The 13,333-nt window shown below is 45.5% G+C and carries 14 protein-coding genes; 8 read left to right on the forward strand and 6 right to left on the reverse strand.

Features of this window, described 5'->3' with window-relative positions:
* Positions 1-12 precede the first annotated feature (12 nt).
* Together AC23N5_RS13680 and AC23N5_RS13685 are read left to right on the forward strand one after the other, a co-directional pair.
* On the forward strand, positions 13-1,728 hold the full coding sequence (locus AC23N5_RS13680) for an IlvD/Edd family dehydratase (protein WP_487756018.1): 1,716 nt from the start codon (positions 13-15) through the stop codon (positions 1,726-1,728).
* Positions 1,729-1,863: 135 nt separating this feature from the next.
* Positions 1,864-2,685 carry a mechanosensitive ion channel family protein gene (locus AC23N5_RS13685; RefSeq protein ID WP_183970988.1) on the forward strand — a complete coding sequence of 274 codons (822 nt, stop codon included), beginning with the start codon at positions 1,864-1,866 and terminating at the stop codon, positions 2,683-2,685.
* A 2-nt stretch (positions 2,686-2,687) separates the two neighbouring features.
* Here AC23N5_RS13685 and AC23N5_RS13690 read toward each other — a convergent pair whose 3' ends face one another.
* Positions 2,688-3,614 (reverse strand): Ppx/GppA phosphatase family protein, encoded by a 927-nt coding sequence (locus tag AC23N5_RS13690; RefSeq protein ID WP_487756019.1) that lies wholly within the window; start codon positions 3,612-3,614, stop codon positions 2,688-2,690.
* 132 nt (positions 3,615-3,746) lie between these two features.
* Here AC23N5_RS13690 and rpsU point away from each other — a divergent pair, with 132 nt between their 5' ends.
* On the forward strand, positions 3,747-3,941 hold the full coding sequence (gene rpsU, locus AC23N5_RS13695) for a 30S ribosomal protein S21 (RefSeq protein ID WP_028522494.1): 195 nt from the start codon (positions 3,747-3,749) through the stop codon (positions 3,939-3,941).
* A 67-nt stretch (positions 3,942-4,008) separates the two neighbouring features.
* On the opposite strand, the gene AC23N5_RS13700 is transcribed toward rpsU, so the two are convergent.
* From AC23N5_RS13700 to rsfS, 3 genes are all read right to left on the reverse strand, one after another.
* Complete coding sequence (locus AC23N5_RS13700) at positions 4,009-4,296, reverse strand: YciI family protein (protein WP_183970990.1); 288 nt, start codon at positions 4,294-4,296, stop codon at positions 4,009-4,011.
* 119 nt (positions 4,297-4,415) lie between these two features.
* Positions 4,416-6,392, reverse strand: coding sequence for an ATP-dependent zinc metalloprotease FtsH (gene ftsH, locus AC23N5_RS13705; protein WP_487756020.1), 1,977 nt, complete (start codon positions 6,390-6,392; stop codon positions 4,416-4,418).
* A 118-nt stretch (positions 6,393-6,510) separates the two neighbouring features.
* On the reverse strand, positions 6,511-6,894 hold the full coding sequence (gene rsfS, locus AC23N5_RS13710; RefSeq protein WP_028522491.1) for a ribosome silencing factor: 384 nt from the start codon (positions 6,892-6,894) through the stop codon (positions 6,511-6,513).
* 38 nt (positions 6,895-6,932) lie between these two features.
* On the opposite strand from rsfS, the gene AC23N5_RS13715 reads away from it, so the two are divergent.
* Positions 6,933-7,697: a biotin--[acetyl-CoA-carboxylase] ligase gene (locus AC23N5_RS13715; RefSeq protein WP_487756021.1), complete on the forward strand. Its 765-nt coding sequence runs from the start codon at positions 6,933-6,935 to the stop codon at positions 7,695-7,697.
* Between the two features lie 130 nt (positions 7,698-7,827).
* Positions 7,828-8,415, forward strand: coding sequence for a gliding motility lipoprotein GldD (gldD, locus tag AC23N5_RS13720; protein WP_229601229.1), 588 nt, complete (start codon positions 7,828-7,830; stop codon positions 8,413-8,415).
* Here gldD and AC23N5_RS13725 read toward each other — a convergent pair.
* Together AC23N5_RS13725 and AC23N5_RS13730 are read right to left on the reverse strand one after the other, a co-directional pair.
* Positions 8,412-9,107 (reverse strand): TapB family protein, encoded by a 696-nt coding sequence (locus AC23N5_RS13725; protein ID WP_183970993.1) that lies wholly within the window; start codon positions 9,105-9,107, stop codon positions 8,412-8,414. The genes gldD and AC23N5_RS13725 overlap by 4 nt on opposite strands.
* Positions 9,108-9,145: 38 nt before the next feature.
* Positions 9,146-10,021, reverse strand: coding sequence for a geranylgeranylglycerol-phosphate geranylgeranyltransferase (locus AC23N5_RS13730; RefSeq protein ID WP_487756022.1), 876 nt, complete (start codon positions 10,019-10,021; stop codon positions 9,146-9,148).
* 167 nt (positions 10,022-10,188) lie between these two features.
* On the opposite strand from AC23N5_RS13730, the gene bshA reads away from it, so the two are divergent.
* Genes bshA through AC23N5_RS13745 form a run of 3 tightly spaced genes read left to right on the forward strand, consistent with a single transcriptional unit; the run spans position 10,189 to position 13,127 of the window.
* The gene (gene bshA / locus AC23N5_RS13735) at positions 10,189-11,385 is read left to right on the forward strand and encodes an N-acetyl-alpha-D-glucosaminyl L-malate synthase BshA (protein WP_487756023.1); all 1,197 of its coding nucleotides are present in this window, start codon (positions 10,189-10,191) and stop codon (positions 11,383-11,385) included.
* Between the two features lie 20 nt (positions 11,386-11,405).
* On the forward strand, positions 11,406-12,167 hold the full coding sequence (locus AC23N5_RS13740) for a 5'-nucleotidase C-terminal domain-containing protein (RefSeq protein ID WP_487756024.1): 762 nt from the start codon (positions 11,406-11,408) through the stop codon (positions 12,165-12,167).
* A 39-nt stretch (positions 12,168-12,206) separates the two neighbouring features.
* Positions 12,207-13,127 (forward strand): bifunctional metallophosphatase/5'-nucleotidase, encoded by a 921-nt coding sequence (locus tag AC23N5_RS13745; protein WP_487756025.1) that lies wholly within the window; start codon positions 12,207-12,209, stop codon positions 13,125-13,127.
* Positions 13,128-13,333: the final 206 nt, after the last annotated feature.

The following is a 13,333-nucleotide window of genomic DNA, read 5'->3' on the forward strand; positions in this document are numbered from 1 at the left end:
TTTCAGAATTAAATGGAACAGAAACTACGCAGCCAAGACTGGTTTGGCAAAGAAGGTAAAGACGGTTTTATTTACCGTAGTTGGATGAAAAACCAAGGCCATGCGCCGCATCAATTTAAGGGAAAACCTGTCATCGGGATTTGCAATACATGGTCAGAAGTAACACCTTGTAATGGCCACTTTCGTGATTTGGCACAAAGTGTCAAAAACGGGATTTACGAAGCAGGTGGTTTCCCATTGGAGTTTCCCGTGATGTCGTTGGGAGAAACCCTCATTCGTCCTACGGCTATGTTGTATCGCAATTTGGCAAGTATGAGCGTTGAGGAAAGCATTCGTGCCAACCCGTTTGACGCCATTGTGTTGTTGACTGGTTGCGACAAAACTACTCCTTCGCTCATCATGGGGGCAGCTAGCGTTGATTTACCGACGATTGTACTACCAGGTGGACCGATGTTGGCAGGGCGTTTTCAAGGCAAAGCCATTGGTTCGGGTACCGACGTATGGCGTTTTGCGGACGACGTAAAAACGGGTAAAATGACGCCTGAGGAGTTTGAAGAAGCCGAAAGTTGTATGAGCCGTAGTATTGGCCACTGCTCTACGATGGGAACCGCTTCTACGATGGCTACGATGGCCGAAGCGCTCGGATTGACGCTCCCAGGCTTGTCGGCGATTCCTGCGGCCGATTCCCGCAAAAAAATGAACGCGCACATGACAGGGATGCGCATCGTTGAGATGGCGAAAGAAAACCTGACGCTCTCAAAAATATTGACCCGCGAAGCGTTTGAAAACGCCATTATGGCCAATGCTGCCGTAGGAGGTTCGACCAATTTTGTCTTGCATTTGTTGGCGATTGCGGGACGTATGGGCGTTGATCTTACCCTCGATGACTTCGACCGCGTAGGCTCACGGATGCCTTTTTTGCTGAACGTGATGCCTTCAGGAAAGTATTTGATGGAAGACTATTTCTACGCGGGAGGTTTGCAGGTGGTGATTAATGAGATAAAAGAATTTTTGCACAAAGATGTTATCACGGTCAATGGTAAATCGTTGGTAGAAAACTCAGAAAGCGCTAGAAACTGGAATCCAGATGTGATTGCTTCACGCGCTGAGCCGATTTTGGAAGAAGGAGGTATTGCGGTAATCAAAGGTAATTTATGTGAAAATGGTGCGGTGATTAAGCCTTCGGCGGCTTCGGCGCATTTGATGAAACACACGGGGCGTGCGGTGGTGTTTGAAACCATCGAAGATTACCACGCGCGCATCGACGATCCTGAGTTGGACATCGACGAAACTTGCGTAATGGTACTTAAAAACGTAGGGCCAAAAGGCTACCCAGGAATGCCCGAAGTAGGAAATATGGCTTTGCCGAAAAAGATTTTGGACAAAGGAGTTTCGGACATGGTGCGGATTTCGGATGCGCGTATGAGCGGAACGGCCTACGGTACGGTGTTGCTGCACGCGTCGCCCGAAAGTGCCATTGGAGGTAACTTGGCTTTGGTCAAAGACGGTGATTTGATTGAAATCGACATCCACGAACGCTACATTCACTGGCACGTATCCGACGAGGAAATCGCCCGTCGTCGCGCGGAGTGGAAGCCGATTGATTTAGGATACAACCGTGGTCATAACAAATTATACATCGAGCACGTGACGCAGTCGCACGAAGGCTGTGATTTTGATTTTCTTGTGGGTAAATCGGGCAGCGAAGTAAGTCGCGAATCGCATTAATTGTTTGAATTCTAAAAAGTTTCCCCGCAGATAGCACGGATTTTAAAAGCGCAGATTTTCACAGACTTTGTTCTGCGGAACTCTGCGTTTTTATTGTTCAGCGAGTTTCTGCGGGGAAAAAAAATGGTACACTGAATGGACTTTCTATACTCTCCTCTTTTTCGCATCAAAAACCACGAGATTACGCTTGCTACGTTGGTGGTCGTAGTTCTGATTTTAGTAGGAGCACGGTTGCTGGTGGCGATCGTCCAACGAGTGCTGCGTGAAGGTGTTTTCAAAAAACGCCAAATCGACGAAGGGCGGCAGCACGCCGTCATGCAACTTGTTCAATATGCCATGTATGTTTTTGCGGCCTTAGCTGTATTGCAAACGGTCGGTATTGAAATTTCCCTGTTGGTGGCAGGTTCGGCGGCGTTGTTGGTAGGAGTGGGGTTAGGATTGCAAAAAACGTTTAATGATTTGGTCGCGGGACTCATTATTTTGTTTGAAGGAAGCATCGACGTGGGCGATATTGTTGAAATCGAAAAAGCCGTAGGGCGGGTAGTGAAAATTGGCCTTCGTTCTTCCAAAATCCAAACCCGAGATGGTATTGCCATCATTGTCCCCAATTCGTATTTTATCAATGGCACCATTATCAATTGGTCGCACAGTCGTTCGCAGACGCGTTTTAGCATTAAAATTCCTGCTTCGTACCAAGCGGATCCGAAGAAAGTAAGAGCCATCATCAACGACTGCGCTCAACGACACGAGAAAGTGGTAGCGCAACCCATGCCTCACGTACGAATGCAAGATTTTGCTGAGTCGGGAGCCGTGTACGAATTGTTGTTTTGGACTGCCGACGCCTGGAATATCGACCTCATCAAGAGCGACTTGCGTTATTCAATCTTTGAAGAGTTTACTAAAAATAACATCGAAATTCCGTACCCGCAACGAGTGGTTTGGATAAAGCAACCGTAAGGCTACCCCAGTGCCCACTGCATCATCCCTTCCTTGAGGGCGTAAGTTGTGCTGCGTATTTGCTTGAGTTGCAAGCTACGTAGTACGTGCGCAATCAACACTGCTCCAGGAACAATCATTTCTACGCGCAATTCAATCATGCCAGGAATTGCCATGCGCTCTTCGCGAGGGAGGGTCGTAAGTAAGTCGTAGGCGCGGTAAAATTCGGCCAGAGGCAATTCAAAACTCGTTTGCGTAGGGGAGGGGAGTTGGCCTAATCGGTGCATAAAATCCATGTCAACGAGTGTATCAAACGAACCCGATGAACCTACCAAGGTTTGGGGCGCATATTGATGGGCGGCGTTGACAAGAGGCAATAGCTGTTCTTGAAAATAACTATGCATTCGTTGAATTGCGGATGGGGAAATGGGGTCAGTCAAAACAAATTTCTCTAACAAACGCTGACCACCGATTTCAAAACTTTGCTTCCAAAAAATACGCGAAGCATTCCCAATAATAAACTCAACACTGCCGCCACCAATGTCCATCAGCAGTGATGGAGCTTCGCCAAGGTCAATGCCTAACCGAACGCCTTCATAAATGAGCTCAGCCTCGCGAGCTCCGCTGATGACTTCGATAAGAATACCCGTTTCGCGGGCGACAATCTGACAAAATTCCGCTCCGTTTTTAGCATTTCGAATGGCACTCGTTCCGACTGCTTTCACGTTTTGCAGTAAAACGCCGTGCGCGTCGATGTGTTGGCGGAACAACCTTAAGACCGTCAACGCACGCTCAGTGGCCTCTTCGGTAATTTGGCCTTGATTGATTCCCGCTTTCGCAATTTTGGTGGGTAGTTGCTCTTTGAAGCATTGATGAAGGGTATCTCCTTGTTTTTCAACAATCAATAGGTGGAAGGTGTTGCTTCCGAGGTCAATAATGGCGTATTTCATGCCTTCAGAAATGTACTCAGGGGAGTGTTATGAATAAGTTGAAAGAAAAAATACAAAGAAAATTGATTTTTTAAAAGGAGACACTTATTTTTGCACTCCGTTTTATAAAAAGAGAAAAAAACACTAACAAATATGTTGCTTATACAAGTTAAAGAAAACGAATCAATTGACAAGGCACTTAAGCGTTTCAAAAAGAAATTTGAAAAAACTGGTGTTTTGAAAGAGTTGCGTTCACGCTCGGCTTTTACGAAAAAATCAGTACAACGTCGCAAAGAAGTAATTCACGCAACTTACGTGCAGAAAATGCGCGAAAACGAAGTAATCTAAGTCGATATTCTTCCTTAGAAAATATACTTTAAGGCACTACGCTACGGCGCAGTGCCTTTTGTTGCTTCTATACATCTGCCTTCCGAAACGGTTTGACGTCTATCTTCTCCCAGACGTTGCCCGTTACATAAGGGTCATTTTGTAGCCACTCGTTCATGTGGCTTTCGGTGTCAAAATCAACGACCATCATCGACCCCATCATTTTCCCCTCGGGACTAAGCAAAGCGCCTCCCATTACAAAATGGCCACCTGCCTTTAAAATTTTAGCGCCCTCTAAATGACGCTCCCGAACCGACATGCGGCGCTCAAGGGCCTGCTCGTCGGTATAATCATAAGCATGTACTACGTAAAGCATATTGGTTAAGTTTAATGAATGTGAAAGATACGCATGTTGTAAAAAAGAAGTGAAATAAAAAAAGGTTAGAGAACAGGATGCTGTTACTCTAACCTTTTAAGAAGTGAACGAACTGCGTTTTAGGCGTTATTTTCGGTCGAATTTTCTTCTTTAGATTTGCTATTCATGAACTCTTGGTAAACCGTTTCTCTTTCAAAAGGACGTTTACCAATCAAGCGCTCTAGGTCGCTTTGGAACAAAATTTCTTTTTCCAAAAGCTCTTGCGCAATGATTTCAAGAGCAGAAAGATGCTGGGTAAGAAGTGCCTTACTACGGTTGTAGGCTTCGTCAATGATTTTGCGAACTTCTTCGTCAATCATACGCGCTGTTTCTTCCGAATAAGGCTTGTTGAATGAGTATTCCGACTGTTTAGAGTCGTAGTACGACATGTTACCGATTTTATCGTTTAAGCCATAGACCGTAACCATGCTGTGAGCAAGTTTTGTAACACGCTCAAGGTCGCTAAGGGCACCTGTCGATACTTTGCCAAATACAACATCCTCGGCGGCACGACCTCCAAGGGTCATACACATTTCGTCTAAAAGCTGTTCTGAACGGTACAAATACTGTTCGCGAGGTAAATACTGAGCATATCCTAAAGCCGTCATACCACGTGGTACAATCGTCACTTTGACCAATGGGTCAGCATGTTCCAAGAACCAACCTGCTACGGCGTGACCTGCTTCGTGGTAAGCCACAATTTTCTTCTCGTCGGGCGAGATAATTTTGTTTTTCTTTTCCAAACCACCAATCACGCGATCCATCGCATCTTGGAAGTCTTGCATTGTTACTTCTTCACGGTCGCGGCGAGCGGCAATAAGGGCGGCTTCGTTACAAACGTTGGCAATTTCTGCTCCTGCAAAACCTGGCGTTTGGGTAGCCAATTTTTTAGGGTCAACGTCTGGGGCCAATTTAATTGGTTTCAAATGTACCTTGAAGATGGCCTCACGACCAACAATATCGGGTTTGTCCACCGAAATCTGACGGTCGAAACGGCCTGGGCGAAGAAGCGCAGAATCGAGTACATCAGGACGGTTGGTGGCCGCCATAATGATGATACCAGAGTCGGTAGCAAAACCGTCCATTTCAACCAACAGTGAGTTGAGTGTGTTTTCGCGTTCGTCGTTTGCGCCTGGCATACCACCACGGCCACGTGAGCGACCTACGGCGTCGATTTCATCAATAAAGATAATACAAGGTGCTTTTTCTTTGGCTTGTTTGAAAAGGTCACGTACACGAGCGGCACCTACCCCCACAAACATTTCAACGAAGTCAGAACCCGAGAGCGAAAAGAAAGGTACGCCAGCTTCGCCTGCTACTGCTTTGGCAATAAGGGTTTTACCTGTACCTGGAGGGCCTACTAGAAGAGCGCCTTTTGGAATTTTAGCACCAAGCTTTGTGAATTTGGTAGGGCTTTTGAGGTAATCCACGATTTCCATGATTTCCTCTTTGGCTTCTTCCAAACCAGCCACGTCGTTGAAGGTAATCTTAACTTTGTTTTCAGCGTCAAAGAGCGTTGCCTTTGAGCGGCCAATGTTAAAGATTTGACCACCAGGGCCACCTCCACCTGTCATACGACCTAGCAAGAAGTACATGGCCAAAATCATAATGATAAGGAAACCCCAAGTACCTAAGAAACCTGTCCAGTCGCTCCGACGATCAAAATCGTAATCAATGGAGTCGCTGTCAGGTTTAAGTTTTTGAAAATCGTCCAAAAATTTATCGGCCGATGTCACCTCAAACTGAAAGTGAGGCCCGCCGTTGTTGAAGTACGCCTTGTTATCAAAAAGAGCGCGGTATTTTGGATCTTCGAGGGCTTTGGCGTTAAGGGTTACTTCTACGTATTCACTATTAACGATAACGATGCTTTGCACTTCGTGTGCTTGCACCATCTTCTCAAATTTCTTTTGCGTAATGGGGCGAATGGCCGTATTGCGACTGAAAAAGGTGATTCCCAAAATCGCTAACACCAAGGCCGCAATAATCCATCCCTGATAGCCCGTACGGCGTGGATTGCGGTTGTTGGGGTTTAGCGGGTTGCCATTGTTTTCGGACATGATTATTTATTGAATTAAATTAACGGGTTTTGTGGTGTATTCGCCTGAATACGTTTGGAGTGGTAGGTAACTACAAACGTATTATCAGACCAACACTATTTTTAAGGGTAATGTTCAATTAGGCGAACTCTTCCTCTACCAGTGTGATTTTGGCGTCACCCCAAAGTTGTTCGAGCCCATAAAATTCGCGCCGTTCTTTCTTGAAAACGTGAGCAACTACGTCCACATAGTCAATGAGTATCCACTCTTTGGCTTCTTTGCCTTCGCGCTGCCAAGGGTGTTCTGAGATAATTTTATATACCTCTGTCTCAATAGAATCGGCGATGGCATCGACTTGGGTGTCGGAGTTACCAGTACAAATTACAAAGAAGTCCGTAATGGCGTTTTTAATGTCGCGCAGGTCCATCACTACTACGTCCACTGCCTTTTTTTCCTGCATTCCTTTTACTACAAGATGGCACAGTTGTTCTGAAGATATACTATCTGATTTGCGTTGTTTCATGCGTTAGTCTTAAATTGCATCCCTAAAAATAAGAAATATTGTACAAAATTAAGTCCAAAACGCTTTTTATTGGAAAAAATTTGATTTATCTGCCAACTTGTCAGTCAACAAACGATGAAGCGGCGGATTTGGTGCGCCTTGGGCAGGGCTGGGAAGGAACTGTTGTCATAACTGACTTCCAAACGGCAGGCCGTGGGCAGCGCGGAAATCAATGGTTGGCGCAGGCTGGCGAGAACTTTATGCTCTCGCTCATTCTACGTCCTCACTTTCTGAGCCCATCTCAGCAATTTCGTCTCAACGTCGCCATTTCAGTGGGGATATACGAATTCTTTAAGCCTTATTTGGGGGAAGCTCTTAAAATAAAATGGCCCAATGATGTCTATGTGGGCGATCAGAAACTGGGTGGAGTATTGATAGAAAATTCTATTCAAGGCGCCCGACTGGAAGCGTCTATTGTGGGAATGGGATTAAACATAAACCAACTTTTATTTGAAAACCCACGGGCTACCTCCTTGCGTAAAGCCACCCAAAAAGAATACGTGCGGGAAGAGCTTCTGCCCGATTTGTTGGCCTCGCTTGAAAAAAACTACCTGCTTCTTCGCAATGGCCATTTTGATGCTTTGAAGATGCGTTATTTACAAAGTTTGTTTCGTTATCAAGAACAACACAATTTTCGGCAGGCAGAAAACGTATTTACGGGGATGATTGTGGGCGTAACCGATGCAGGACTCTTGGCGGTTCAAATCGACAATCGATTAGCGTATTTTGACTTTAAAGAGATTAGTTACGAGTTTGTGAGTTGAATTCGGTTGTAAGCAACCTCATGTACGTTTGGTTGTGAGCAACCAAACACACTGTATGAGCTTTATTGGTAAAAATAAATAGTTTTGACAGAATAAAATGGTAAACGTTAGTAAAAGATTGGTCAAAAAAATGGTTTGGGCAATCATGCCACTTTGTGCGAGCATGGGCGTGAGTTGTTCTTCTTCTGAATCTGATTATGTCCCCAAACCAAAAGGATTCCCGCGCCTCGATTTGCCTGCCCAAGTTTACCAACCGATGAAAGAAGATCATCCGTACTCGTTTGAATATTCAAAAAGTGCGGTGATATTGCCTGATACCTTTAGTGACGCCGAACCTCACTGGATTTTTATTGCGTATCCTTCCCTGAAAGCCAGTATTCAGTTGACGTACAAGCCTGTCCAAAACAATCCACAGCGCCTTGGTGGATTTATCAATGATGCCTATAAATTGGCTGGTCGGCACCAAATTAAAGCGACAGGGATTCGGGAACAAGTAGTAAAAACAAAGTCGGGGCAGCGGGCCGTGATGTTTGATTTGGAGGGCGATGTGCCAAGCTATGTCCAATTTTTTACCACCGATACTACTACCAACTACCTTCGCGGGGCGCTTTATTTTTCGGTAGCCGATAAGCAAGATTCGTTGCAGCCTGCCATCGACTACCTTCGCAAGGACATCGTTCACTTGCTGAATACCCTGAAGTGGAAGAAAAAATCTTAAAAAACTTTTGACAAAACGCTGTAAGCCATCAATTTGTCTTTACGGTAAGTTTCGGTTTTGATGTCCCACAAAACGCCAGGAGCGCGGTAACTAACCGTCTGGAAGTCAAAGGAAAGGTTGACGATTGTTTTGGTGGCCACACTCATGTCAGCTGTGACTTTGTAGGCGTTGTAGGTACCTGCGGGTACCGTAATGCTCTCTTGGCTTGCGACCTTTCTATTCTTCAAATTCAAGTTGTAAGTGACATTCATAGAGCCGCCTACGGTGCCATCGCCCGTGAGAGAAGCATCTTTGAGGGTACTGCCTACGGTATAGGTGTCGCCGTATGTGAGGTCGTTGGAGGTAAACGTCATTTTGGCGTCTTTCATCATGGGGTTATCTTGAGTGGCCATCATGGCGCTCATGTCCACCATAAATTCATTGCCTTTGCAGCGGCACTGGTAGCTGTTGGTCATTTGGGGCTTGTCTTTGGCATCAAACGATTGCACTTCCATTTTCATTACCATCGTTCCATTGTCATTGGTTACATCTTTCACAGTGTAAAGGAGCCGACCCGTAAGTTTGTCTTTGGCGTTGTAGTTGAGCAGCTCAAAGCCCGACCCCGCCTTCATTGTAACGCCAAGGCAAGACTGAGCCTGAAGCTGTAGGATTAAACCAATGAGGGTAAAACATGTAATCAAAAACCGTTTCATACGCTTGAAAATTGAGGTGAAATATTAAAGGTAAAGGATTAATACGCTAACCAGATCATACTCAGCATTCCGATAAGCATAACAAGTTTACACAAACTACTTAACGAACCAAATTCTTTTTTGGTGTCGGCGCGGGTAAGACGATATACCAACCAGCCAATGAGTCCAAGAAGTCCTACAAACATCCACGTCAATTGGGAGTTTTGCAGCCAATGCGCAGCCAGAAACAAACTGGGAACAAAAATGGCAATGAGCCCGTAAAGAAAGACCTTAGTGCGTCGAATCCCCCAAATGATGGGCAGAGTTTGGCAGCCGTGAGAAGCATCGCCGCGGACATCTTCCATGTCTTTGATGATTTCACGAATGAGCGAGATACCAAAGGCAAACAAGGCATACAAAATAACCAACGAGCGATTTTGGGGGTAATAAACGGCTAAAATAATGAGGGAAAGACCCGTTAGAAAGGCAACAATGAAATTGCCAATGAAAGGTCGTTTCTTGAAATAAGAGGCATAGACCCAAAGAAGCGTAACCGATAACACACTCAGGAGAAATACCCATTTATTCACCAACAGCCCTAAACCACAGCCCAGAATATTGAAAACTTGGTGGGTCGTAATGGCGACGCGGCGCTTGAGGTATCGCCCAATGATGACGCGGTCGGGTTTGTTGATAAGGTCGATTTTGATGTCAAAATAGTCGTTGATGACATAACCTGCTGCCGCGACAAGCACGGTAGAAAGCGTGATAAGAAAAATCTCTTTTTCGAGCAAAATACTTTTCCAGTCGCTGATAGGGCCAATTAAAAACAGGCGGGTCATGTATTGCGTCAGGGCAATCATGAGTAGGTTAGGCCAGCGGATAAGCCGCATAAACCCAAGCGAAATGTCTTTGATGGTGAGGCGGCGTTTCACAGATAGGACGAATTATGGGTTTGTGGATGTTTTCAAAGCTGTATGCAAAACAACGGATAAGTTAGATGCGTTTCGGGACTTCACAAAATCTTTATACAGAATGTGGAGAAAAAATTGCATTTTTTTTGTTGTGCCGAATAATACCTCAACTAACTCCCCGTCCGCGAATGAAAATCGGAATTGTTTGTTATCCAACATTTGGTGGTAGTGGCGTAGTCGCTACGGAACTTGGAAAGGCGCTTGCTGCTGTCGGACATCAAGTTCACTTCATCACTTACTCACAACCTACGCGCTTAGATTTTTTCAGTGAAAATATTTTTTACCACGAAGTTCATATTCCCAATTATCCGTTGTTTCAGTATGCCCCGTACGAGTCGGCGCTGTCGAGCGCGATGGTGAACGTGGTGAAGACCGAAAAATTAGATGTTTTGCACGTGCATTATGCCATTCCGCACGCCTCAACGGCCTACATGGCAAAGCAAATTCTCAAATCGCAAGGCATCCATATCCCCGTCATCACAACTTTGCACGGAACCGACATCACGCTCGTGGGCAAAGACCGCTCGTACGAACCTGTGATTACGTTTAGCATCAACCAATCGGACGGTATTACGTCGGTGTCGGAGTTTTTAAAACAAGCTACCTACGATTATTTCCCCATCACCAAAGACATTGAAGTGATTCCGAACTTCATTGACTTAGATCGTTTTAAGAAACAGAAAAAAGACCATTTCAAGTTGGCAATTTGTCCCAACGGTGAAAAATTGCTGGTGCATACTTCCAATTTCCGAAAGGTAAAACGGATTGAAGACATTGTGTTGATGTTTGAAAAAGTACGCCATGAAGTACCGAGCAAATTGCTGTTGGTGGGCGATGGCCCCGAACGTGCCAAAATAGAAAATATGTGCCGCGACTTGGATTTGATGCAATGTGTTCGCTTCTTGGGGAACTTAGATGCGATTGAGGAAGTACTTTCGGTGGCAGATTTGTTCGTAATGCCTTCTGAAACAGAGAGTTTTGGTCTGGCGGCGTTGGAGGCAATGGCTTGTGAAGTTCCTTTGATTACGTCCAACGCAGGTGGATTGCCAGAGTTGAACGTGCAAGGAGTTACTGGTTTTATGAGCAACGTGGGCGATGTTGAAGACATGGCAAAAAATGCAGTCTATATTTTACAAGACGAAAATTTGCCTCGTTTTAAAGCCAATGCATTGGCCCGGGCCAAAGAATTTGAGTTGGCGAATATTTTGCCACAGTACGAAGCCTATTACGAAAAAGTAGTGGCCGAAAGTCTAAACGCATTGACCGAACCATTGGTAGCATCAACCGACCGCCCAATGCGCGAAGTATTGGTAGGCAAACACTGAGGAATCAATAAACAAAAACCATGAGAAAAATTGTATTGCCGTTGGCGCTGCTCGCTCTTTCCTTAGGAGCTTGTACGCGCTATTTTGTAGGAAAACCCGTTAAACTTCAGCCGATTGCAGTCAGTGACACGGTTACTGCACCGTCTTCGGCTTTGTCACAAACGGTGGATAAATACCTTAAACCTTACCACGACACTTTGGACGCCCAAATGACGGCGGTGCTGACGACTTCACCTCGTCGGTTGACCAAAGGTACACCCGAATCAGAACTGGGGAATTTGATGGCAGATCTTTTTCGGGAAATGGGACAAGAACGTTTTGGTAAACCCATTGACGTGGCCGTGACCAACAACGGAGGAATTCGGACAGACTTGCCGCAAGGAAATATTACCCTTGGAAAAGTATATGAAGTAATGCCTTTTGACAACGATTTGGTAGTACTTACGCTTTCGGGCGCCACCATGCAAAAAGTGATTGACTATTTGGCTCAACGCAAGGAACCTCAGTCGGGGCTAAAACTTGTTGTTGACAAGGCGACCAACAAACCAAAAGAAGTGCTGATTGGCGGAAAACCGCTTAATACGGAGCAAACTTATACGCTGATTACAAGCGACTACATGGCAATGAGTAGCGACCTAGCACCTGTTGTAAAGAACAATCAAGGATACCAAGCGTTGAATTATCTCATGCGTGACGCCATGGCGGACTACTTGCGGCGCAAAGGAAAACAAGGTCAGGCGATTGACCCTAAAAAAGACGGCAGAACGACCGTCGTTGAGTAAGTAGTCATATTTGAACCAACTTGTTGCTTTATCATTATCATGCAAAGACGTATATTTCTTCAACATATTTTTGGGGCCACTGGGGCCGTAGCTTTAGGGGCGTTACCTTTTGAAACGTGGGCGTCGCCTCAGGCAAAAGAAGTTAAAATCACCATTTTACATACCAACGACCAACATAGTCGCTTGGAGCCATTTCCAAAAGGCGACCGCATGGCGGGGCGCGGTGGCGTGGTGAATCGGGCGCGAATTTTGAGCAAAATTCGTTCGGAAGAACAGAACGTGTTGCTTTTTGACGCGGGTGATATTTTTCAAGGAACACCCTATTTCAACTTCTACAAAGGCCGCCCTGAAATCGAACTGATGAGCCAAATGGGCTATGACGCCGTGACAATGGGTAACCACGATTTCGACGGAGGACTTGACCTGTACGTAAATCAAATCAAGGCGTATGCCAAATTCCCTGTCCTGGTGGCCAATTATGATTTTGCGGGAACGTCGATGGAAGGATTGGCCCAGCCGTACAAAATTTTCAACGTTCAAGGAGTGAAAGTAGGCGTGTTTGGCATTGGAATTAGTCCCGATGGCTTAATTCCGCAAAAGTTGTTTGGTGGAACGAAATACCTCGACCCCGTAAAAACCGCCAACGAAACTGCCGCGATGCTCCGCAACGAAAAGAAATGTAGTTTGGTGGTTTGTCTTTCGCATTTGGGCTATAAAATGAGTGATGGTGAAATGTCAGATTTAGTGATGGCACCGCAAACCAAAGATATCGACGTGATTATCGGAGGACATACGCATACGTTCTTAAACGAACCTACAATACTGAAAAATCAAGCAGGAAAGTCGGTGATTATCAACCAGGCAGGCTGGGGTGGTGCAAGCCTTGGACGTTTGGATTTTAGATTTGACCGCGTTTCTAAAAAAGTCTATTTCGAAAGCCAAGCCGTACCTGTTCAATAATGGTGTCACGGGTATTCATTCGTGCATCGTGCAGCGGGTTTTGAGAAACCCGCTGGCTACAAACGTTGCGCATCTCCGATGCTTGGAAATGATGTTTATTCGTGCAGCAGGTTTCTCAAAACCTGCTGACTACAAACGTTGCGCATCTCCGATGCTTGGAAATGATGTTTATTCGTGCAGCAGGTTTCTCAAAACCTGCTGACTAC

It is taken from the genome of Runella sp. R5_40, assembly GCF_057652295.1.